This is a genomic window from Streptomyces sp. NPDC048659 (assembly GCF_040650575.1).
Taxonomy (GTDB): Bacteria; Actinomycetota; Actinomycetes; order Streptomycetales; family Streptomycetaceae; genus Streptomyces.
In genome coordinates this window covers 61,672-81,943 of sequence record NZ_JBEZHM010000024.1, presented here as the reverse complement: position 1 = coordinate 81,943, position 20,272 = coordinate 61,672, and the positions used below count along the sequence as shown (strand labels likewise).

Here is a 20,272-nt window from a genome sequence, read left to right as displayed (position 1 = left end):
GCGGCGCGGCGTGACGATCGGGAGTATCCATGACCGCGGTGAGCCTTGAGCACACGACCGTCCCCGCCGACGCGGGTGAGGTGACCCTGCTGATAGCCCGGCGGGTCGAGCCCGGCTACGAAGCCGTGTTCGAACGGTGGGCGAGGGGCATCCTCGACACCGCCGCCGCGTTCCCCGGCCACCTCGGCTACGGCCTGTTCCGCTCGTCCGGCGGGGACGCCCCCTGGTTCCTCGTGCACCGGTTCCGGGACGCGGAGGCGTGTCGGGTGTGGCAGGAGTCGCCGGAGCGGGCGGCGTGGTTCGCGAACTGCGAGGGCCATCACCACACGGAGATCGCGCGGCGGAAGCTGACCGGGATGGAGACGTGGTTCGCGAAGCCCGGCTCGACCCGCCCGGCGCCGCCGAGGTGGAAGATGGCGATCAGCGCGACCGTGGCGATCTATCCGGTCTCGCTGCTGGGGGGCCTGTTCCTGGTGCCCCGCCTGACGGGGCTGCCGCTGCCGCTGAGCACCCTGGTCACCGCGTGCGTCTTCAACGTCCTGATGACGTACGTGACGATGCCGGCGGTGAGCAGGGCGCTGCGCGGCTGGCTCGGCCGCTAGGACGTGCCCCGCTCCTTGCGCCGGGCGGTGCCCAGGGTCACGGTGGCCGCGATCCCGGCGACGACGCCCCAGGTCAGCGCGGCCGGCACCCCGTGGCCGAGGTTGCCGAGCGCGCTCAGCGGGCCGGGCCCCTGGCCCGCCCCGTCGAGAGCGCCGCGCAGCGACTGGCCCGCCAGCAGGGCCAGGACGGTCGCGCTCACTGCACCGGCGGCCATCGCGGGGACCGTGACGCGGGTGAGGAGCCCCGGCAGCAGCCGCAGCGCCCACCAGACGAGGACGAGCACCAGCACGTCGACGGCCCGGTACAGCACCCACTCCCCGAGCGGTCCGGCGACGGGGGCGGTCCAGCCGCCGAGCAGCAGCCACTGGCGGAGCAGGTCGCCCGGCTCGTCGAGGAAGCCGCCCGGGGAGGGTGCCGACTGGATGGCGGCGGCGATCCCGTCGTACGACAGGACGAGCAGCGACAGCGCGACGGCCGCCGTCCCGACGGTGGCGGCGCGGCGGGCCGGGCCGGCCGGGACGGGCGTACGGGGCGGGATGCCGGCCCCCTTGGCGGCGACCCGGGCGACGAGCACGGTCACGGCCGCCGCCACGAGGGCGGCCACCACGAGCACCTGCCGTCCGGAGGCGAGGACTGCGGCGAGCTGGGGCAGGAAGCGGTAGCTGCCGCGTCCGCCGGAGGCGATGAGCCACGGCGCGGAGACCCCCACGGCGAGGGTGCCGGCGACCGTGCCCCAGCCCCAGAGCGCGAGCAGGGTGGCGGGCGTCCGGCCGTGGGTCGGGGGCAGTCGGCGGAGCAGGAGCAGGGCGCCGGGGAGGAAGAGGGCGAAGACCGCGCAGAAACGGATCTGCAGGGCGGTGGCGTGCAGGGCGAGATAGCGGCTGCCACCGACCTTGTACGCCGTGTCGCCGGGCGTCTGGCTGCCGGGGCGGAGGAAGTCCGGCGGGTCGTACGCCCAGGGGGCGAGCCAGCGTTCGAGTTCGGCGGCCGTTCCAGCGCCGAGGGTGTCGGCGCCGCCGGGCAGCCGCACGGCGGCGGTGCTCGCGCCCGCCCACCACAGCAGGGCCGTGAGCAGGAGCGCTCCGGCCAGTGCGGGTATCACCGCGCGCAGGTATGTCATGAGTCGTCCCCCGTCGACGTGGGCGCGGCTGGTCCGCGCCCGGCCCGTGGAGGGTACGGGTCGCCGCCCGCGCGGAGGCGGGCGGGGACGCCGGGGCCTGGCGGAGATACCCGGGACTCCGGGCGCGCGCGGGCTGGTGACGCTTGCGGAGCGACCCACGCCCGGACTATCTTGCATTGCATGGTTCCTGGTGAAGCAATGAACGAGACGGGGGGCCGGGTTCCCAGTCAGCTCCGCAAGGGGGTGCTGGAGCACTGCGTCCTCGCACTGCTCAGGGACGGGCCGAGGTACGGGGTGGAGCTGCTGTCCGAGCTCTCCGCGGTCAGCGTCATGACCACCAGTCAGGGCACGATCTACCCCCTGCTGTCGCGGCTGCGCCGCGAGGGGTTCGTCGAGACCGAGCTGCGCGAGTCCCCCAGCGGGCCGCCGCGCCGCTACTACACGCTGACCGCCCTCGGGCGGGCCGCCCTCACCGAGTTCACCCAGGCGTGGCCGTCCTTCCGGGACGCCGTCGACCACTTTCTCAACGACCCGCAGGGGGATCCCGCATGAACGCCATCGACCACCCGCTGGTGACCGCCTATCTCGACGCCGTCGCCCGCGAGACCTCCGTCCTGCCCGCCGAGCGCCGGGCCGAGCTCCTGGCCGACCTGCGCGAGCACGTCGAGGTCAGCGGCGCCGCCTCGGACGACGAGGTCCGCGCGGTGCTGGCGGGCCTGGGCGACCCCCGCGCCGTGGCCGCGTCCGCGCTGGCCGAGGAGCCGCACGTCCTGCTGGCCCCGGCGGCCCCGCCCGTCAGCCGCACGCGCGTCCGGGTCACCGTCGGACTGCTGGCCCTTGCCGGGCTGCTGTCGGCGCTGAACGCCTTCGTGGGAACGACGGCCCTGATCATCGGCCTCGTGCTGCTGTGGGGCTCGCCGGTATGGGACCGGCGTCAGAAGACGATCGGCACGGTGAGCTGCGCGATCGTCCCGCTCGCCCTGGTCGCCGCCGGTTTCCTGCTGGCCGGCGGGCGCCTCGGACCGATCGAGGTGCTGCTGATCATCGCCGTCTCGCTGATCGCCCCGATCGCCGGCGCCACCACCCTGCTGCGCGCCGCCCGCCGCTGACGCCCCCGGGCTCAGCCGACGACGATGCAGAACGGGTGCCCCGCCGGATCGGTGAGCACCCGCCAGCGCCCCTCGTCCGGCTGCCACTCCGGCTTCCCCGCGCCCAGCGCCAACAGGCGCGCCTCGGCCGCGTCCAGATCGGCGACGTCGAAGCACAGGTGGAGCTGCTGGGGGACGGCCGGTTCCGGCCAGGTCGGGGGCCGGTGGCCGTCGACCCTCTGGAAGCCGATGATCGGGCCGTCGCCGTCCCCCGACCGCAGGCTCGCGAAGTCGTCGTCGGAGCGGGGGTGCGGTTCGAGCCCGGTGACCTCCTGGTAGAAGGCGGCGAGGACCCTCGGCTCGGCGCAGTCGAGCGTGATCGCGCTCAGCTTCATGAGCGGGGACATCGCACCTCCGGACGTTCGAAGTCGCTGGCCCGTCCACCCTAGGGTGGACGGGCCTTCGGCCGTCAGGGGTAGGCGACCAGGTTGGCGACGTTGGTGGTGGCGTCGGAGGGGCCGCCTCGGTCGTTGACGACGTGGCGGATGGTGCCGGTGCCGCCGAGGGAGACCGTCACCATGTCGCGGAAGCGGATGCCGGGGCCGGTGGGGGTCTCGATGGCGTGGTCCGCCGTCACGCGCGGGTCGGCGTTGAAGTAGCAGTAGCTGCCGAGGCCGTACGCCTGGTGGGTGGTGACGGTGTCCGCGACCTTGTAGGCGGCGTAGCCGCGGGTGGCGCCGTTCATCCACGCCGCCTGGTTCGGCGGGTCGTAGGGCATCTCGTTCTGGTAGAAGTACGTCCGGCCGCCGTTGCCGTTCCAGACGGTCTGGTGCTTCTGGTAGTGCTCGACGAACAGGCCGTACATCGTCACGTCGTCGCCGTTGACGACGAGTCCGGTGTCGGCGGTGTTGGTGTTCCAGCCGACGCCGGTGCCGTGGTCGGCGCGCCAGATCCACATGTGGTCGCCGATGACGTGGTCGCTGTTGACGACGAGGCTCGTGGTGGCCTTGCCGACGCCCGCGCCGCCGACGCGGACGTACACGTCGTGCAGCGAGGTCGGGTTCGCCGCGTGGGAGGCGGCGGATCCGGGCGGGCCGATCTCCAGCAGGGTCGGCGAGTTCACCGGCCCGGCGTCGAAGAGGAGCCCGGCGAGCTTCACTCCGTCGACGTCGGCGACGGTCATCGCGGTGACGCCGTTGTCGGGGACGAGGGTGGCCAGGCCGAGGCCCAGGACCACGGTGTCGGGGCGGGTGACCCGCAGGGTCTGGTCCAGGTGGTAGACGCCCGGCGTGACCAGCAGGTTCTTTCCGGCGGCGAGGGCCGCGTTGAGCTGGGCGGCGGTCGCGCCCGGCTTCACGACGTAGAAGGCGTCCATGCCGAGCGAGGTCCCGGCCGGGGCTCCCGCGCCCCAGCTCGTCGCGGTGGAGTCGGTCCGCGTGGCGGGCACGAACACCTTGTAGGCGCCGGCCCCGTCCACGTACAGGAACGGCTTCTCGCGGACGACGGGGGTGCGGTCGACGGTGGTGTAGGGCGGGCTGGGGAAGCTGGTGGCGGGGACGCCCTGGCTGCCGACGAAGACCATGTTCCAGTTGGCCCCGGTCCAGCCGCCGAGCTGCGCGTTGCGGGTGAGCCACTGCTGCTGGGTGCCGGAGCGGACCTGGCCGTCGACCTTGGTGTCGGCGAGGAAGCCGCCGCTGGACCAGCCGCCGTCGCTGAGCTCCAGATTGCCCCGCACGTGCATCCGCCGGTACGCGGACGCCTGCGAGACGGCCCAGCGGTCGGTGCCGCCGGTGGGGGTGACGGAGAGGTTCTCGGCGCCGCGCCAGAAGTTCTGGGTGGCGTTCTGCGGCGGGAACCAGTCGGCCTCCACGTGCACCGCGCCGTTGATCGTCACCGCGTCCGGGGACTGGCCGAGGCCGAGGACCTGGGTGTAGAAGCCGACGTTGACATCGTTGGCATAGGTGCCCGGCTTGAACAGCACCGCGTACCGCTGCGCCCCGAACTGGTTGGTCTCCTGGCTTCGGAAGATGGCGTCGAGGCGGCTCTGGATCGTCGCGGACGGCATCGACGGGTCGAACACGGCGACGTTCGGGCCGAGGTCGACGTCGCCGGGCGGGAGCTGGGCGGCGGTCACCTGGAAGCGCTGGGCGGCCGTCCCGTTGCAGGTGTACTGCGCGAGCTGCACGCCGTCGGCGGTCGCGGCGGCGGGGACGTCGAGGCACTTGCCGCTGTTGCGGTTGACGAACCGGTAGGCCCCTCCCCCGTCGTCGACGGCCCGCCACTGCTGGTTGAGCCCGCCGCCGTAGGTCCACAGGTGGACCGGCGCGTTGTCGGCGGTGGAGACGTCCTTGACGTCGACGACCTGCGCGGAGTCGTTGCGGTTGCCGAGCCGCAGATAGCCGTCGGAGGTCGGGGTGAGGGCCCACTGCTGGGCGGTCGTGCCGTTGCAGGCGTACTGCTGCACGGCGGTGCCGTTGACGGTCGCGGCGGCGCGCGCGTCCAGGCACTTGCCGCTGCCCGCGTTGGTCACGGTCGCCCAGCCGGTGGGCAGCGCGGCGGCCTGGGCGCCGGCCGGGCGCGGGGTGAGTCCGACGAGGGCCGAGGCCAGGAGCGCGCCCAGGGCGAGGGCGGTGCCGAGGCCGGGCCGCCGGGACGGCGAGGGTCCACGCGACGTACGAGGTGCACGAGGCGTACGAGGTGTACCAGGAATACGAGGTATACGCGGCATACGGGGGCCTTTCTCGGAGTACGTGTGGGGCCGGTGGTCCGAGGAGGAACTGAGGCGTGAGTGAACTGCCGCGACGGCCCGCCGTCAAGCCCTCGCGCGTTCATCTCCTGAACACGCAACTCCCCTAACCGGCCGCATAGTTCGATTCCAGCCGGTTCCGCAGTGAACTCTTGACGCCATAGCCCCAGGCGGCGCTCCCGGTGCCGGGCGGCGGAATCCGGAACGGCGGGGGCGATTTGCCGCCATCGCACCACGAAAGGGAGTTTCGGCGGTACTGTGTTCTCAGGCCCGGCCTCGTACCTCCCCCGTGTACGAGGCCGGGCCCTTCTCATGCCCCGGCGCGCGGGTCCGGCGCCGGGAGTGCGCGGACCCGGTCGGCGCACCCGGCCCTCTCGGTCGCCGATCGTCCCGTACCGGGGCATGGCCGCCACGAATCCGTCGGCCGGAACGAGCGGCGCCCCGTACGGCATCAACGTATCGGCACCCGCGCGGGCGAATGGACGACCTCGTTCCGGTGGATTGGCCGAACTGTGCGTAGACCAGATAGGTGCCTGAGGCATGTAGTGGAGACGGCAACCCACGTCAGAGCCACCGATTCGCCCTTGCGAGGCCCCCCATGACGGAAGCCGTTGCGTTCCCGCAGGACCGGACCTGCCCCTACCACCCGCCCACCGCCTACGACCCCCTGCGCGAGGACCGCCCGCTGTCGCGGGTGACGCTCTGGGACGGGCGCTCCGTGTGGGCCGTGACCGGCCACGCGACCGCCCGGGCGCTGCTGTCCGATCCGCGCCTGTCCACCGACTCCACCCGCCCGGACTTCCCGCTGCCGACCGAGCGGGCCGCCGCCCTGCGCAGGTCGCGCCGGGCCGCGCTGCTCGGCTGGGACGACCCCGAGCACAACCACCAGCGCCGGATGCTGATCCCGAGCTTCACGCTCAAGCGCGCCGAGCGGCTGCGGCCCCGTATCCAGGAGACCGTGGACGGGCTGCTCGACGCGATGGAGGCGGCGGGGCCGCCGGCCGAGCTGGTGAGCGCGTTCGCGCTGCCGGTGCCCTCGATCGTGATCTGCGACCTGCTGGGCGTGCCGTACGAGGACCACGAGTTCTTCGAGGCGCAGTCGCGGCGGCTGCTGCGCGGCCCGACCGGCGCGGACACCGAGGAGGCTCTGGAGCAGCTGGAGGGCTACCTCGGCGACCTGATCGAGCGGAAGCGCGCCAAGCCCGGCGAGGGGGTGCTGGACGACCTGGTGGCCCGGCAGCTCCAGGACGGCGGGCCGGACCGCGACGAAGTGGTGCAGCTCGCCACGATCCTGCTGGTCGCGGGGCACGAGACCACCGCGAACATGATCTCCCTCGGCACGTACACGCTGCTCCGCCACCCGGAGCGGCTGGCCGAACTGCGGGCGGACCCCGGGCTCGTGCCCTCCGCCGTGGAGGAGCTGCTGCGGTTCCTGTCGATCGCGGACGGGATGCTGCGGGTGGCGCGCGAGGACGTGGAGATCGACGGCACGGTGATCCGCGCGGGAGAGGGGGTCGTGTTCTCCACCTCCGTCATCAACCGGGACGCCACCGCCTATCCGGACGCCGACACGCTGGACTGGGCCCGCCCGGCCCGGCACCACCTGGCCTTCGGCTTCGGCATCCACCAGTGCCTGGGGCAGAACCTGGCGCGCGCCGAGATGGAGATCGCCCTCGGGACGCTGCTGCGTCGGCTGCCGGGGCTGCGGCTCGCCGCGCCGGCGGAGGAGATCCCGTTCAAGCCGGGCGACACGATCCAGGGGATGCTCGAACTCCCCGTCACATGGTGAAAGGACCCGCACGGATGCGCATCTCGATCGACGGGGACATCTGCATCGGCGCCGGACAGTGCGCGCTGACCTCGCCCGGCTACTTCACCCAGGACGACGACGGCTTCGGCACCGTCGTCGAGGGCCGCGAGGAGGGCGCCGACGGCCCGCTGGTCCGCGAGGCCGCGCGAGCCTGCCCGGTCCGGGCGATCACGGTCGAGGAGGAGTAGGAGCAGGAGCAGGAGCAGGGGGAGGAGTGGGCGGGCGCTCGTTCCGTTCCGTTCCGTCCCGTCCCGCCCCGCCTCGCCCGGCCGCGCGGCTTTCCGTCGCGCGGCCGGACGGGCGTACGGCCCGCCGGGGTCGCGGATCCGTCGGCCCGCCCGGGTCGAGAACCCGCCCGCCCCCGCCCTCGCCCCCCGGTCGCACCTACGCCGAGACGCCCGCCCTGTGCTCCACATACTCCAGGACGACTCCCCCGGCGTGCCGCACCATGGCGTTGCGTCCGGTCGGCACCTCCTGGGGGCCCGCCAGCAGTTCGCCGCCGTGGGTGTCGAGGAGCGCGGGGAGCCCGTCGAGGTCGTCGACGAGGACCGTGCTCTGCACCGCGCGGAACGGCGCCAGCGCCTCCTCGGTGCCCGCGACCAGCAGGAAGCCGCCGATGACGGCCACCTCGACGCCGGCGTACGGGAACCTCAGGCCCACCTCCTCGCCGGTCAGTTCGCGCAGGGCGGGCAGCGCGCGGTCCACGTCGTCGACGTACAGGCGGGCCAGTGTGGTCAGTGCCTTCATCAGAACTCCCGAGAGCCGCGGGACGGCGGGCCGCCCACGCGATCGATTCGACATTCCCGAACTGTGGAACAGGGCGTCATACTAGGCGGATCACCGGCGGAAGAGGAACCGTGCGCACCCTGCCCCAGCCCCAGCCCGAGGACTTCGATCTGGCCACCGTGATGCACGCCCTCGGCGATCCGGTCCGGCTCGAACTCGTCCGGCGGCTCGCCGTGGAGGGCGAGACGACGTGCAGCCCCGAGGGGCTGCCGGTGCCGCGCTCCACGCTCTCCAACCACTGGCGCCTGCTGCGCGAGGCCGGGGTCGTGAGCGTGCGCCTCAACGGCAAGACGCGGCTGGTCACGCTCCGCCGCGACGCGCTCGACCTCCGCTACCCGCTGCTCCTGACGGCCGTTCTCGACGAGCTCACGGGGACCGGATCCGGCCACTGAGGGTGTCGGCTGCCGGGTGTCAGCCGAAGATGTCGGCTGAAGCCGTCGACCGAAGGTGTCGACTGTCCATCCCGGCGCACGGCGGGCCGCGCTTTGGCCGCCGCGTCGGACGTGCGCCCGGCGCCGGGCCCGCATGATCGTTCCACCAGCGAGAACGAGAAGGTGTGAGTCCATGTCGACCGAGATCAAGGTCCGTCCCGCAGCCCCCGAGGACTTCGCGGGGTGGCGCGCCCTCTACCGCGGCTACGCCGACTTCTACCGGGTCGAGCAGACCGAGGAGGCCGCCGGGACGGTCTGGGCGTGGATCCACGACCCCGCGCACGAGGTGAACGCCCTGGTCGCCGAGGACGCGGCCGGCCGGCTCGTCGGGCTCGCGCACTACCGGCCCTTCGCCCGCCCGCTCTCGGCGACGACCGGCTGCTTCCTGGACGACCTGTTCGTCGCGCCGGACAGCCGGGGTTCGGGCGCCGCCGACGCGCTGCTCGCGGCGCTGCGCGTGCTCGCCGCCGAGCGCGGCTGGAGCGTCGTGCGCTGGATCACCGCCGACGACAACCACCGCGCCCGCGCCAAGTACGACCAGGTGGCGACGCGCACGATGTGGGTCACGTACGACATGACGCCGGGCTCCTGACACCAGCCTCCTGGCGCGGCGCGACCCGGGCTCAGTCGGCGGCGCGCGCCTCCTTGAGCCGGGGCGCGCCGGGGCCCGTCGGGGACGGCGGGCGGGTCCGGGCGGTCAGCGGGGCGACGAGGAGCGGCTGGGCGGCGGCGAGGGCGAGGGCGAGGACCGCCGTCGCGGTCCACAGGGTGGTCGCGCCGAAGCGGTCCAGGAGCTGGGTCGCGGTGATCGGGGCGGCCGTGGTGGCGATGCCCCAGCTGATGCCGTACGAGGCGAGGTAGCGGTCCGAGCCGCCGGGCGGCGCCAGCGCGGCCACCACACCGAACACCGGGCCGAGCACGAAGACTTCCCCGAGGCTCCACAGCCCGGTGCCGACGAGGAATCCGGACAGGGACGACGCAAGGGCGTATCCGGCCAGTCCCAGCGTCATGAGGACGTAGCCGAGGGCGAGCGCCGCCGGGTCGGACAGGGCGGCGATCCGGCGCAGCCGCAGGGCGGGCTGGGCGGTGACGACGATGACGGCCGAGGCGGTGAACAGCAGCCCCGCGTCGGCGGGTTCGAGGCCGCGGAGGCCGAGGGTCAGCGGCAGCCCCATCACGACCTGCATGGCGAGCAGCGCGAAGACCGTGCCGCAGCCGAACATCGCCCAGAGCGCCCGGTCCCGCCAGGGGTGGACCGGGACGCCGCCCGCCGCGCGGTCCTCGGCCTGGCGGCGGGGGCGGTCGGCGGGCAGCACGAGGCGCAGGGCCAGGGCGCAGGCGAGGCAGGTGACCGCGTCGACGACGAACAGCCAGCGCAGGTCCCACCGGCCCACGGCCGCAGCGATCAGGCCGGCGCCGGTGCCGGCGACCGCGAGCGCGGCGTTGAGCAGGCTGAACGCGCGGACCCGGTCGGCCGGGCCGACCGCGTCGGCGATCAGGCCCTGGCTCGGCGGCTCGTACAGCTCGAAGGCGAGGCCGAGGACGACGGCGAAGACCGCGACCTGGAGCAGCGAGTCGGCGGCGGCGATGGCCAGTTGCGCGACCGCGCAGCCGGTGAGGCCGAGGACGATGGTGCGGCGGCGCCCGAGGATGCCCGCTAGGCGCCCGCCGGCCAGCCGCGAGGGGATGGTCGCGAGGCCGAACGCGGCCGAGAGCAGCCCGGCGGTGGTCATGCTCGCGCCGAAGTCGCCGCTGATCAGGACGGTCAGGAAGGGCAGCGAGAAGGCGCCCAGCTTGTTGATCGCCCGCGCGACCACCAGCGCCCACACGACCCTCGGCATCGCCGCCCCCTGTACGTAACCGTCGAATCGAGTAACGTCAGTGACGTATCAGACCATCGAAGGAGTGACTGGTCAAGTGATGTTCGACAGTCACGTGACGGTGCTGCTGGATCAGGCGGTGGCGCTCGTGAACGCGTTGACGGACGGCGAGGCGCGCGGGCGCGCCCACCCCGCGCCCCGGGGCGAGGAGCGGACGGCGGCGATCGAGGCGGCGGTGCCGAGCACGGCGTCCTCGCTCCCGCGCGCCCTGGACACGGCCGAGGCGGACGCCCTGGCCGCTGCGGCCCTACGGATGCGCGCGGTGTTCCGGGCGGTACGGGACGGGGACCTGGACACGGCCGCCGCCGAGGTGAACGCCCTGCTCCTGGACAGCGGCGCCCGGCCGCACCTGGACCGGCGCGCGGGCGAGCCCTGGCGGCTGCACTTCCACGGCGCCGACGAGACCTTCGCCGCGGGCACCACCGCCGCCTGCGCCACCGCGCTCGCGCTGGCGGTGGGCGGCAGCCTGGCCGGGCGGCTGGGGGTCTGCCACGCCGAGCGCTGCGACCGGGTCTACGTGGACGCCTCGCGCAACGGCGCGCGCCAGTTCTGCTCGACGGCCTGCCAGAACCGCGCCAAGGCCGCGGCCTTCCGGGCGCGGCAGGGCACGACGGGGCGCTGAGCGCCGGTCCCTGGGGCCCGGCCCCAGGGGGGCCGCCTCCCGGCCCCCGGGGTCCTCGTCAGAAGGGCCTGCGCCCCGGGCGGTTGCCCTGGGGCCGGCCCCGGCCGGTGCGGCGGCGGCCCGCGGGCGGGGTCGGGGCCTCGCCCCCGGCGGCGCCCGGCGAGGAGAAGCCGACCGCGACCGGCGGCGGGCCCGCGGGCGCGCCGGGGGCCGCGGCGCCGGTGCCGCCGGGGCCGGACTGGGGGGCGACGGTCCGGCCGCCCGCGAGGACGGTGGCGTGCGTGATGAGGGGGGCGCACGCCTGGCAGATCTCGGCGAGCGTCCAGACCTCGGCGACGGCCGGGTTGTGGATGAGGACGAGCAGGGTCGTGCCCGTGCAGCTGGCGCGGGCGGTGTGGTGGCGGCAGCCGCTCGCCCCGCACGCGCAGGCGGCGCTCGGGCGCGGGCTGGCGAGGCGCGCGTGGGCGCGGGCGTGTTCGCCCGCGAAGACGCGCAGGGCCGCGATGTCCCTGGACCTCGCGGGCATACGGCAGCCTTCCGTCGTGCAGCTGACGGTGGCGGAGTGGTCCGGGTGGCCGGTGAGTCGGACCGTCCAGGTCCGGCCCGGGACACGTGATCCGGGAAGCATGGTCAACGCGCGCGTGTCCGTTCGAATGAGAGGGGTGTTGGTCATGGTTTTACCCCGAAGGGGGCGGAGGTTCACATCCGGGGCCCGACATCCCGGACCGAGGTCGTCCGGTCGGCCGATCCGGTCGGGATACGCGGGGGCCGCCGGTGACACACGATCGTCATCCCCCGTGCATGGATCGCCGGACGGCCTCGCCCCATGATCGACGCTACCGCGCGGGACGCTCCCGCCGCGCCGCCGCCCCTCCTAGGAGCCGCCCCATGCCCAGTCGCCGCCGTTTCCTCGCCGGTTCGGCCGCCGCCACGGCCGGACTCGGCGCACTGCCCGGGGTCCTCTCCCCCGCCGTCGCGGCGGCGGCCGTACGGGAGACGGGGCCGGAGCCCGCCGGGGCGGGCGGCGCGGCGGACCGGCCGCCGAACCTGGTCCTCGTGCTGGCCGACGATCTCGGCTACGGCGAGCTCGGCGCGTACGGGCAGCGGCTGATCCGCACCCCGCGCCTCGACCGGCTGGCCGCCGAGGGGCTGCGCTTCACCGACTCGTACTCGACGGCCGCGGTCTGCGCCCCGTCCCGCTGCTCCCTGCTGACCGGGCTGCACACCGGTCACGCCACCGTGCGCGCCAACCCGTCCGGGGCGCAGGGCGCGCTGACCGCCGCCGACACCACCTTCGCGCAGGTGCTGCGGGCGCGCGGCTACCGCACCGGCCTCATCGGCAAGTGGGGCTTCGGGCCGGAGGCCGGCGGACAGGACAGCCATCCGAACGCCCGGGGCTTCGAGGAGTTCTACGGGTACATCGACCACGGGCACGCCCACCAGTACTACCCCGAGTACCTGTGGCGCGACGGCGTCAAGGAGCCGATCCCGGCCAACGCGGGCGGCGCGCGGGCCGTGTACGCGCCCGACCTGATCCGGCAGCGGGCGCTGGACTTCATCGACCGGCACGCGGCCGAACCGTTCCTGCTGCTGCTCACCCCGACCGTCCCGCACGCCCCAAGCGACATCCCCGACACCGGCGCGTACGCGGGGATCGGCTGGAGCGCCGCGAACAAGGGCCACGCCGCGCAGGTGACGCTCTTCGACAGCCTCGTCGGCGACGTGGTCGACCGGCTGCGCGCGCGGGGCCTCGACGGCTCCACCGTCCTGCTGGTCACCAGCGACAACGGGCCGCACGAGGAGGGCGGGGTGAACCCCGACCTGTTCGACGCCAACGGACCGCTGCGCGGCTACAAGCGCAACCTGTACGAGGGCGGGGTCCGCGTCCCGCTCATCGCCTGGGGCCCCGGGCGGGTGCGGCCGGGCACCAGCGACCGGCCCACCTCCCTCACCGATCTGCTGCCCACCCTCGCGGAGCTCGGCGGGGCGCCCGCGCCCTCCGACGTCGACGGCCTGTCCGTCGCCCCGCTGCTCACCGGCGCCGCCGCGCCCGCCCGCCACGACCACCTCTACTGGTTCCGCGACGAGAGCGGCGTCACCGCCCGCGCGAACGCGCAGGACAGGCAGCGGGCCGGCTGGCTCGCCGAGGCGCTGCGCAAGGAGAACTACAAGGCCGTCCGCTTCGCCCCGGTCCGCGACCACGCGCTGCCCGACGCGCGGTGGCAGGTCGAGCTGTACGACCTGGCCGCGGACCCCGGCGAGACGCGGGACCTGGCCGCCGACCGGCCGTCCAAGACGGACGAGCTCGTCGCCCTGATGCGCTCCTCCTGGCGGGACAGCTATCCGCGCACGCCCTTCGGCGCCGCGCTCGCGCTGCCCCCGCTCGCCGTGCCCGGGCAGCCCTTCGCCGTGACGGCCACGCTCGCCAACGGCTCCTCGCGGCCCTGGGACGCCGCCGCGCTCACCCTGCGCGCGCCCGCCGGCTGGACCGTGACCCCGGCCTCGGCCACCACCGCCGACCGGCTCGCCGCGGGCGCCCGGCTCACCGCCGCCTGGCAGGTCACCGCGCCCGCCGGAACGGCCCCGGGCGGGGCGTGGCCGCTCACCGCCGAGGGCGCGGCGCTGGCGCCGGGCGGGCCGGTGCGGTACGCCGCCGACGGGACCGTGCCGACGCCGCCGCCCGCGCCGACCGCCGACGCGTACCTCTCCGACCTGGCGTGGATCTCCGCCGTCAACGGCTGGGGCCCGGTCGAGCGCGACGCCTCCAACGGGAAGAACGCCGCCGGGGACGGCACCCCGATCGCCTTCGGCGGCACCGTGTACGCCAAGGGCCTCGGCACCCACGCGTACAGCGAGGTCGCCTACCACCTGGGCGGCGCCGCGCGGCGGTTCACCGCGCTCGTCGGCATCGACGACTTCTCGGCCCGGCAGAGCGCACTGGGCGCCACCCGTGCCACGGTCTACGGGGACGACCGGCCGCTCCTGACCACCCCGACGCTGACCGCCGCGACCGGGCCCGTCCCGGTCGACGTGGACGTGCGCGGGGTGCGGGTGCTGCGCCTGGTCGTGGAGGACGCGAACAGCCGCACGTCCTTCGACCACACGTCCTGGGCGCTGGCCCGGGTCACGGTGGCCTGACCGGGCCGCGCCCGGGCGGCCCGCGGCCCACACCCCGGCCGCGTGGGGGGGCGCGCGGGCTCGCGCCCCGGCACGTACCGCCGGAGCGTGCGCCTGCGGTGATCCTTCGCGCTGGCCGGCGGGGGTGACGGGTCGTTGAGGCGCCCGTCCCGCCCCGCGCATCCTGGACCGCATGACGAAGCATCAGCGGTGGGGCAGGGCGGCGGTCGTCGGCGGGAGTTACGCGGGGCTGGTGACCGCGCGGGTGCTCGCCGACTTCTTCGACGAGGTCGTCGTGCTCGAACGGGATCCGGTGGACGCGGGCACCGGCAGCCATCCGGGGGCGCCGCAGGGCTATCACGCGCACGCCATGCTGGCCAAGGGCGGCGAGGTCCTGGAGAAGCTGTTCCCGGGGCTGCGCCGGGAGCTGAGCGAGGCGGGCGCGCCGGTCTTCGACTACGGCGAGGGCATGGACTTCCTGCAGCCCGCGGGCACCGCGCCGCGCGCCCGCACGGGGGTGGAGATCCAGACCTTCACCCGGGACGGCCTGGAACGGCGGCTGCGGGCCCGGGTGCTGGCGCTGCCGCGGGTGACGCTGATGTCCGCGACCTCGTGCACGGGGCTGCTGCGCGACGGGCGGGGCCGGGTGACCGGGCTGTCGTACCGGCCGGCCGGCGGCGAGGGCACGGAGCCGCCCGCCGAGCTGGCGGCCGACCTCGTGGTCGACGCCTCGGGCCGGTCGAGCGCGCTGGAGAAGTGGCTGGGCGACCTGGGCGTGAGCGTGCCGCCGATGCGCACGGTGAAGGCGAAGGTCACGTACACCTCGATGAACTTCGACCGGCCCGAGCAGGGGCATCCGGACTACTTCGTCGCCTACGAGATGCTCTTCGCCCCGAAGATCGCGCGCGCCGGGGTGCTGCTGGCGGTGGAGGGCGGCCGGTGGACGTGCTCGCTGTTCGGCTTCCAGCAGCAGCCGCCGACCGACGACGCCGGATACCTGGAGTTCGCGCACTCGCTGCGCAACCCGCACCTGGCGGAGCAGCTCAAGCGGCGCGCGACGCAGGAGCCGACGTACCGCTACACCAACGTGGACAACCGCTGGCGGCAGTACCACCGGGTGAAGGACTGGCCCGAGGGGCTCATCGCGGTGGGCGACTCGGTCTGCGTGTTCAATCCGGTGTACGGGCAGGGGCTGACGGTCGCCGCGATGGAGGCCGATCTGCTGGGCGGGCTGCTGGCCCGGCGGCGGGCCTCGGGGCGCGGGCTCGCCGGGGCCGCGCGGGACTTCCAGCGGCGGGTGGGGCGGCTGGTGCTCACGCCGTGGACGCTGTCGACCAACTCGGACCTGATGTGGAACCCGGCCGGGCAGCCGGCGGGCGCCCGCTTCGCGCACTGGTACAACAGCCGGCTGTTCCGGGTGGCGGTTCGGGACCCGGACGTGTGGGCGCGGTTCGTGCGGGTGGTGAACATGACGGCGTCCCCGGCCGTGCTGTTCCACCCGGCGGTCGCGGTGAAGGTGCTGGCGGGCGCGGGCGGACCCGGCCCCGTCAGGCCGGACCCGGACGGGCGGGGCCGGTAGGCGCGGCAGGCCCGGAAGGCGCGGGCCCCGAAGGCGCGGCGGGCCCGGTCGGCGCGGCGAGGCCCGTGAGGTAGCCGTCGAGCAGGGCGACCTGGCGCTCGGGGCTGAACTCGGCGGGGGCGAAGAGGGCCTGGACGACGAGGCCGAGCACGAAGGACTGGGCGGAGGCGGCGAGGTCGTCCGGGTCGCTCGGGGGCAGTTCGCCCAGCTCCTGGGCGCGGGCGACGCGCTCGGCGAGGCGGGTGCGGCTGCGCCCGTACTTCCCGGCGTAGTCCTCGGTGAGGGCCGGGTCGGCGAGTGCGGTGTCCCAGGAGGAGACCCAGATCCGGTTGCTCGCGGTGGCCTCGGCGGTGAGCGGCAGGATGTCGAGCAGGGCGCTGCGCAGGGCGGCGAGGCCGGGGCCCGCGGCGCGCCGGGGGCGGGCGGCGGTGCGCGTGTCGAGCAGGTCGAGGGCGTGCGCGACCAGGTCGCGCTTGGCCGGGAAGTAGTGCGTGAGCAGGCCGGTGGTGGCGCCGAGCTCGGCCGCGACGGCGCGCAGGGTGAGGCCGTGGAAGCCGTGCGCGGCGAGGACGCGCCAGACGGCCTCGGAGACGTCGCGGCGGCGGGCTTCGTGATCGCCCTTGGTGCGTGGCATCCTGCTACGGTACATAACCGTAACGCTTGTTGTGTGAATGGGGTCGCCATGTTCTCCCTCCCGCTGCGGGACGGCGCCGTGCTCCGTCCGCTGGAGGTCCACCACGCCGAGGAGTTCGCCGCCCACATGGGCCGGGCGCGCGAGCACATCCGGCCGTGGGTCGGCGCGGGCTTCCTGTCCTCGGACGTCGAGGGCGCGCGGGGCACGCTGCGCCGGTACGCGGAGCGCCAGGCCGGGGACGGCGGGCGCCTGTTCGGCATATGGCTCGACGGGACGCTGGTCGGCGGCGTGATGTTCACGGACTTCTCGACGGCCACGGAGCTGTGCGAGGTCGGCTGCTGGCTGGAGCCCGCCGCCGAGGGCAAGGGCCTGATCACGCCGGCCTGCGAGCTGCTGCTGGACTGGGCGCTGGTCGAGCGCGGGCTGCACCGCGCGGAGTGGCACTGCCGGGCCGACAACGCGCGCAGCGCGGCGGTGGCGCGGCGGCTCGGGATGACCCTGGAGGGCGTGAACCGCGAGACCTGGTCGTACGGGGGCGTCCGCCACGACAAGCAGGTGTGGGCGGTGCTCGCGCCGGAGTGGCGGGCCCACCGGGGGCTCTGAGCTCCCCGGCGGCGGGCCCGCCGGGCCGCGCGTGCGGGGCCGCTCCATGAGCGGCCCCGCACCGATGTCCCCCGGGCGCGTCGGCCCGGGGTGTCAGCCGGTGATCGAGAAGGACTCCCCGTAGACGCTCCAGTACAGCGGGGTGTCGAGGGAGAGGTTGCCCTCGTTGAGGAAGCGGCGCTGGGCGGTGCTGACCCGGGTCGTGTCGCTGTGCGCCTCCTCCTTGCGCATCTCCTCCTCGCGGGCGTCGAGGAACGCCTTCAGGTACGCCTTCTCGTCGCCGCCCCGGGCGGGCGGGAGGGCGCGGGAGAGGGCGACCGTGCGGATGCTCCGGAAGCCGTCCTCGCCGTGCATGACGGCGGCGTCGTAGTACGCGAACTGGCCGAGCGCCCGCAGGCCGTCCTGCTTGGCCTGGGAGACCGCGGGGTTGAAGTAGACGCGGTCGCGCTCCTCCTCCTGGGTCTGCTGGAAGACGGCGTCCTGGGCGGCCTGGCGCCAGGCGTTCGGGAAGCCCGGGTCGAGGCCCTTGTGGGAGTCGGTGCCGTTCACGGCGCGCAGCGCGGGCAGGTAGGGGGCGAGCGGGTTGGACGGCTTCTTGGCGGTGTAGCGCTCGACGAGGTCGAGCATGTCGCCCGTGCCGGAGCAGAAGCCGATGATGCCGGCGGTGTAGCCGCGCTTGTCGCCGATGTCCTCGATGTAGGCGAACTGGGCGCGCCAGTCGAGCGAGGAGTTCTCGAAGGAGGAGACCAGCTTCATGGCGACCTCCTTCTTGCGGGGGTCGTCGAGGGGGGTGCCGGTGGTCGGCGGCGGGGTGGTGGTGCCGGAGCCGTACGCCTCCACCTCCCACAGCGAGTAGCCGTAGGCGGTGGCGCGCTGGGTGCCGAAGACCCGCAGATAGCGGCCGGTGCCGTTGACGGCGAGGTCGTCGGTGGCGCCGTCGCCGGAGGAGGTCGCGTAGAGCTGCCGCCAGGTGGAGCCGTCGTCGGAGAGCTCGACGCGGTAGGACTTGGCGTAGGCGGCCTCCCACTTGAGGACGACGCGCCTGACCTCCGTCGAGGGGCCGAGGTCGATCCGTATCCACTGGTTGTCGGCGCCCTCGGCGCTGGCCCAGCGGGTGGTGGCGGAGCCGTCGACGGCCTTGGCCCCGGCGTAGCCGCTGCCCTCGGTGGACGAGGTGGTGACCGGGCGGCCCTGGGCGAGGTTGCCGGCGGCCGCGGTGGTCGCGGCTCCGGCGGTGGTGGCGGCGAGGAGCGCGGCGGCGGCCGGGACCAGGACGCCGGTGGCCGCGGCGACGGCGAGCGCGGCGGAGCGCCGGCGCCGGAGCGCGTGGTTCGTGGGGGGCATGTCACTCCATCGTGGGGACTCGATGATCGTTGACTGTTAGGAAAGCTTCCTAACATTGGGGTGAGGCGAGAGTAGGGGGCGCTTTCACGGGGCGCAAGAGGTGCGGCGGAAAGCCGAGTTGACGGGCTTCCGCGTGTGCGGAGAGGGCGGGCGGTCCGGCCCGGTAGGGTCGCGCCGTCCCTGGATTCGCCACGGGACGCACGAGCGGCACCGGAAGCGTGGGGGTCCCTGTGAAGCGTGCGGTCGTCCTGGGCGGGAGCTACGCGGGCCTGTTCGCGGCCCGGGTGCTGAGCGGGTACGCCGACGAGGTCGTCGTCCTCGACGCGGACACCATCGGCGAGGACGGGCTCGGCCGCCTCGCGCCCCAGCGGAGCCAGCTGCACGCGCTGCTCGCCATGGGGCACGCGCGCCTGGAGCGGTGGTTCCCGGGGCTGACCGAGGAGCTCGTCGCGGCCGGGGCGCGCCTCGGCGAGGGCGACGAGGTGCGGTTCTACGTGGACGGCCGGCTGAAGGCACCGGCCGAGGGCACCCGGATGCTCGGCGTCACCCGCCCGTTCCTGGAGAGCCGGATCCGCCGCCGGGTCGCGGCCCTCCCCGGCGTCCGGCTCGTCGCCGGGGAGGCGGCCCGCGGCCTCGTCTTCGAGCGGGACCGCGTCGGCGGGGTGCGCACCGCCTCCGGGGAGGTCCTCGGCGCGGAGTTCGTCGTGGACGCCATGGGCCGTTCCAGCAGGCTCGGCGAGTGGCTGGAGGGGGCGGGCTGGGAGCGGGCGCCGCTGGGCCGGATGCGGATCGACCTCGGCTACGCCACGGCGACGTTCCGGCGCGGCGACGAACTGGGCCGCACCGTGATCGCCCACTCGACACCGGGCCCCGCGAGCGACTACCTGCCCACGCTGACCGAACCGGGCGGGCTCGCCGCCGTCGAGGGCGACCGCTGGTCCGTGGTGCTCGCCGGGTACGCGGACCGGCGGCCGGGCACCGACCCGAAGGAGTTCCGGAGCCGGATGCGCCGGTGCGTCGAGCCGCTGCGGACGGTCGCGGACGCGTGCGAGCTGACCGGCGGGGTGGAGACCTTCCACTTCGCCGAGAGCCGGCGGCGGGACTACCTGCGCCTGCCCCGCTTCCCCGGCGGCCTCGTGGTCGTCGGCGACGCGCTGGCCAGCGTGAACCCGGTGTACGGGCAGGGGCTCACGCTCGCCGCCCTCCAGGCCGACTCGCTCGCCGCGCACCTGCGGTCGGGCGCCGCCTGGCACGAGCCCGCGCGGGGCTACTTCCGCCGCGCGACGGCCTTCGTCGACGCCGCCTGGCAGCTCTCCACCACCGCCGACCTCGCCCAGCCGCACGTCGAGGGGCCGTACCCGCGCGGCTACCGGCTGCTGCGGTGGGCGGGCGACCGGATCACCGAGGCGTCGGTGCTCGACCCGGTCGTGAACACCACGTACCTGAACGTGATCAACATGGTGGAGCCCCCGCGCGCCCTCACCCGGCCCGCCACGCTGCTGCGCACGGCCCGGGTCCTCGCCCGCGCCAAGAGGACGGCCCCCGTCCGCGGGGAGCGCGGGCGGGGGCCGGATGCCGTCAGCCCTGGCGGGCCTTCGAGCGGGGGTCCTTCTTGTTGATCACGAACGTCCTGCCGCGGCGGCGGACCACCTGGGCGCCGGGCTTCGACTTGAGCGCGTGGAGGGAGTTGCGGACCTTCATCGTCAGCGCACCTCACGGAAGTCGACGTGTGCCGCCACGACCGGGTCGTACTTGCGCAGGACCATGCGGTCGGGGTCGTTCTGGCGGTTCTTGCGGGTCACATAGGTGACGCCGGTGCCGGCGGTGGACCGGAGGGTGACCACCGGGCGCTGGGTGCTGCGGGCCATGCTGTGCTCCTTCCGGCCGACACGCCCCGAGATCGATTGAG

At 74.7% G+C, this 20,272-nt stretch carries 21 protein-coding genes and 2 pseudogenes; 12 read left to right on the top strand and 11 right to left on the bottom strand.

Going from position 1 to position 20,272, the window contains the following annotated elements:
• The first annotated feature begins 29 nt into the window (after positions 1–29).
• Positions 30–602 (top strand): antibiotic biosynthesis monooxygenase, encoded by a 573-nt coding sequence (locus AB0C99_RS19985; protein WP_362476599.1) that lies wholly within the window; start codon positions 30–32, stop codon positions 600–602.
• Here AB0C99_RS19985 and AB0C99_RS19980 read toward each other — a convergent pair.
• Positions 599–1,723: a hypothetical protein gene (locus tag AB0C99_RS19980; RefSeq protein ID WP_362476597.1), complete on the bottom strand. Its 1,125-nt coding sequence runs from the start codon at positions 1,721–1,723 to the stop codon at positions 599–601. The genes AB0C99_RS19985 and AB0C99_RS19980 overlap by 4 nt on opposite strands.
• Positions 1,724–1,903: 180 nt before the next feature.
• Here AB0C99_RS19980 and AB0C99_RS19975 point away from each other — a divergent pair, with 180 nt between their 5' ends.
• Positions 1,904–2,275 carry a PadR family transcriptional regulator gene (locus tag AB0C99_RS19975; protein WP_362476595.1) on the top strand — a complete coding sequence of 124 codons (372 nt, stop codon included), beginning with the start codon at positions 1,904–1,906 and terminating at the stop codon, positions 2,273–2,275.
• The gene (locus AB0C99_RS19970) at positions 2,272–2,832 is read left to right on the top strand and encodes a hypothetical protein (RefSeq protein WP_362476594.1); all 561 of its coding nucleotides are present in this window, start codon (positions 2,272–2,274) and stop codon (positions 2,830–2,832) included. The genes AB0C99_RS19975 and AB0C99_RS19970 overlap by 4 nt, the downstream gene beginning before the upstream one ends.
• An 11-nt stretch (positions 2,833–2,843) precedes the next feature.
• On the opposite strand, the gene AB0C99_RS19965 is transcribed toward AB0C99_RS19970, so the two are convergent.
• Positions 2,844–3,218, bottom strand: a complete 375-nt coding sequence (locus AB0C99_RS19965; protein ID WP_362476592.1) for a VOC family protein — start codon at positions 3,216–3,218, stop codon at positions 2,844–2,846.
• A 62-nt stretch (positions 3,219–3,280) separates the two neighbouring features.
• Positions 3,281–5,539 carry an RICIN domain-containing protein gene (locus tag AB0C99_RS19960; RefSeq protein WP_362476590.1) on the bottom strand — a complete coding sequence of 753 codons (2,259 nt, stop codon included), beginning with the start codon at positions 5,537–5,539 and terminating at the stop codon, positions 3,281–3,283.
• Positions 5,540–6,155: 616 nt separating this feature from the next.
• On the opposite strand from AB0C99_RS19960, the gene AB0C99_RS19955 reads away from it, so the two are divergent.
• A complete protein-coding gene (locus AB0C99_RS19955) occupies positions 6,156–7,346 on the top strand; it encodes a cytochrome P450 (RefSeq protein WP_362476588.1) in 1,191 nt (396 codons plus the stop codon).
• A 14-nt stretch (positions 7,347–7,360) separates the two neighbouring features.
• On the top strand, positions 7,361–7,555 hold the full coding sequence (locus tag AB0C99_RS19950; protein ID WP_362476586.1) for a ferredoxin: 195 nt from the start codon (positions 7,361–7,363) through the stop codon (positions 7,553–7,555).
• A 196-nt stretch (positions 7,556–7,751) separates the two neighbouring features.
• Here the strand turns inward: AB0C99_RS19950 and AB0C99_RS19945 are convergent, their stop codons facing one another.
• Entirely contained in the window at positions 7,752–8,114 is a 363-nt protein-coding gene (locus tag AB0C99_RS19945; RefSeq protein WP_362476584.1) for a hypothetical protein, read from the bottom strand.
• Positions 8,115–8,224: 110 nt separating this feature from the next.
• Between AB0C99_RS19945 and AB0C99_RS19940 the strand changes: the two genes are divergently transcribed.
• On the top strand, positions 8,225–8,545 hold the full coding sequence (locus AB0C99_RS19940) for a helix-turn-helix domain-containing protein (protein WP_362476582.1): 321 nt from the start codon (positions 8,225–8,227) through the stop codon (positions 8,543–8,545).
• Between the two features lie 172 nt (positions 8,546–8,717).
• Entirely contained in the window at positions 8,718–9,176 is a 459-nt protein-coding gene (locus tag AB0C99_RS19935) for a GNAT family N-acetyltransferase (protein ID WP_362476580.1), read from the top strand.
• Positions 9,177–9,207: 31 nt separating this feature from the next.
• Here the strand turns inward: AB0C99_RS19935 and AB0C99_RS19930 are convergent, their stop codons facing one another.
• Positions 9,208–10,425 (bottom strand): MFS transporter, encoded by a 1,218-nt coding sequence (locus AB0C99_RS19930; RefSeq protein ID WP_362476578.1) that lies wholly within the window; start codon positions 10,423–10,425, stop codon positions 9,208–9,210.
• A gap of 79 nt (positions 10,426–10,504) precedes the next feature.
• Here AB0C99_RS19930 and AB0C99_RS19925 point away from each other — a divergent pair, with 79 nt between their 5' ends.
• Positions 10,505–11,086, top strand: a complete 582-nt coding sequence (locus AB0C99_RS19925) for a CGNR zinc finger domain-containing protein (RefSeq protein ID WP_362476667.1) — start codon at positions 10,505–10,507, stop codon at positions 11,084–11,086.
• A gap of 58 nt (positions 11,087–11,144) precedes the next feature.
• Here the strand turns inward: AB0C99_RS19925 and AB0C99_RS19920 are convergent, their stop codons facing one another.
• The gene (locus tag AB0C99_RS19920) at positions 11,145–11,612 is read right to left on the bottom strand and encodes a hypothetical protein (RefSeq protein WP_362476576.1); all 468 of its coding nucleotides are present in this window, start codon (positions 11,610–11,612) and stop codon (positions 11,145–11,147) included.
• A 362-nt stretch (positions 11,613–11,974) separates the two neighbouring features.
• Here AB0C99_RS19920 and AB0C99_RS19915 point away from each other — a divergent pair, with 362 nt between their 5' ends.
• Together AB0C99_RS19915 and AB0C99_RS19910 are read left to right on the top strand one after the other, a co-directional pair.
• Complete coding sequence (locus AB0C99_RS19915; RefSeq protein ID WP_362476574.1) at positions 11,975–14,224, top strand: sulfatase-like hydrolase/transferase; 2,250 nt, start codon at positions 11,975–11,977, stop codon at positions 14,222–14,224.
• A gap of 172 nt (positions 14,225–14,396) precedes the next feature.
• The gene (locus AB0C99_RS19910) at positions 14,397–15,782 is read left to right on the top strand and encodes an FAD-dependent monooxygenase (protein ID WP_362476573.1); all 1,386 of its coding nucleotides are present in this window, start codon (positions 14,397–14,399) and stop codon (positions 15,780–15,782) included.
• Here AB0C99_RS19910 and AB0C99_RS19905 read toward each other — a convergent pair.
• A complete protein-coding gene (locus AB0C99_RS19905; protein ID WP_362476572.1) occupies positions 15,751–16,416 on the bottom strand; it encodes a TetR/AcrR family transcriptional regulator in 666 nt (221 codons plus the stop codon). The two genes, AB0C99_RS19910 and AB0C99_RS19905, sit on opposite strands and share 32 nt — an antisense overlap.
• Before the next feature lie 48 nt (positions 16,417–16,464).
• On the opposite strand from AB0C99_RS19905, the gene AB0C99_RS19900 reads away from it, so the two are divergent.
• Entirely contained in the window at positions 16,465–17,019 is a 555-nt protein-coding gene (locus tag AB0C99_RS19900) for a GNAT family protein (protein ID WP_362476665.1), read from the top strand.
• Between the two features lie 93 nt (positions 17,020–17,112).
• On the opposite strand, the pseudogene AB0C99_RS19895 reads toward AB0C99_RS19900, so the two are convergent.
• Positions 17,113–17,805 (bottom strand): annotated as a pseudogene (locus tag AB0C99_RS19895) (chitosanase); the annotation flags it as partial.
• Between the two features lie 114 nt (positions 17,806–17,919).
• Positions 17,920–18,363, bottom strand: a pseudogene (locus tag AB0C99_RS19890) (discoidin domain-containing protein); the annotation flags it as partial.
• A 230-nt stretch (positions 18,364–18,593) separates the two neighbouring features.
• Here AB0C99_RS19890 and AB0C99_RS19885 point away from each other — a divergent pair.
• A complete protein-coding gene (locus tag AB0C99_RS19885) occupies positions 18,594–19,982 on the top strand; it encodes a hypothetical protein (protein WP_362476570.1) in 1,389 nt (462 codons plus the stop codon).
• Here the strand turns inward: AB0C99_RS19885 and ykgO are convergent.
• Positions 19,942–20,064 (bottom strand): type B 50S ribosomal protein L36, encoded by a 123-nt coding sequence (gene ykgO / locus AB0C99_RS19880; protein ID WP_362476568.1) that lies wholly within the window; start codon positions 20,062–20,064, stop codon positions 19,942–19,944. The two genes, AB0C99_RS19885 and ykgO, sit on opposite strands and share 41 nt — an antisense overlap.
• 2 nt (positions 20,065–20,066) lie before the next feature.
• Positions 20,067–20,231 (bottom strand): 50S ribosomal protein L33, encoded by a 165-nt coding sequence (rpmG, locus tag AB0C99_RS19875; RefSeq protein ID WP_362476566.1) that lies wholly within the window; start codon positions 20,229–20,231, stop codon positions 20,067–20,069.
• Between the last annotated feature and the right edge of the window lie 41 nt (positions 20,232–20,272).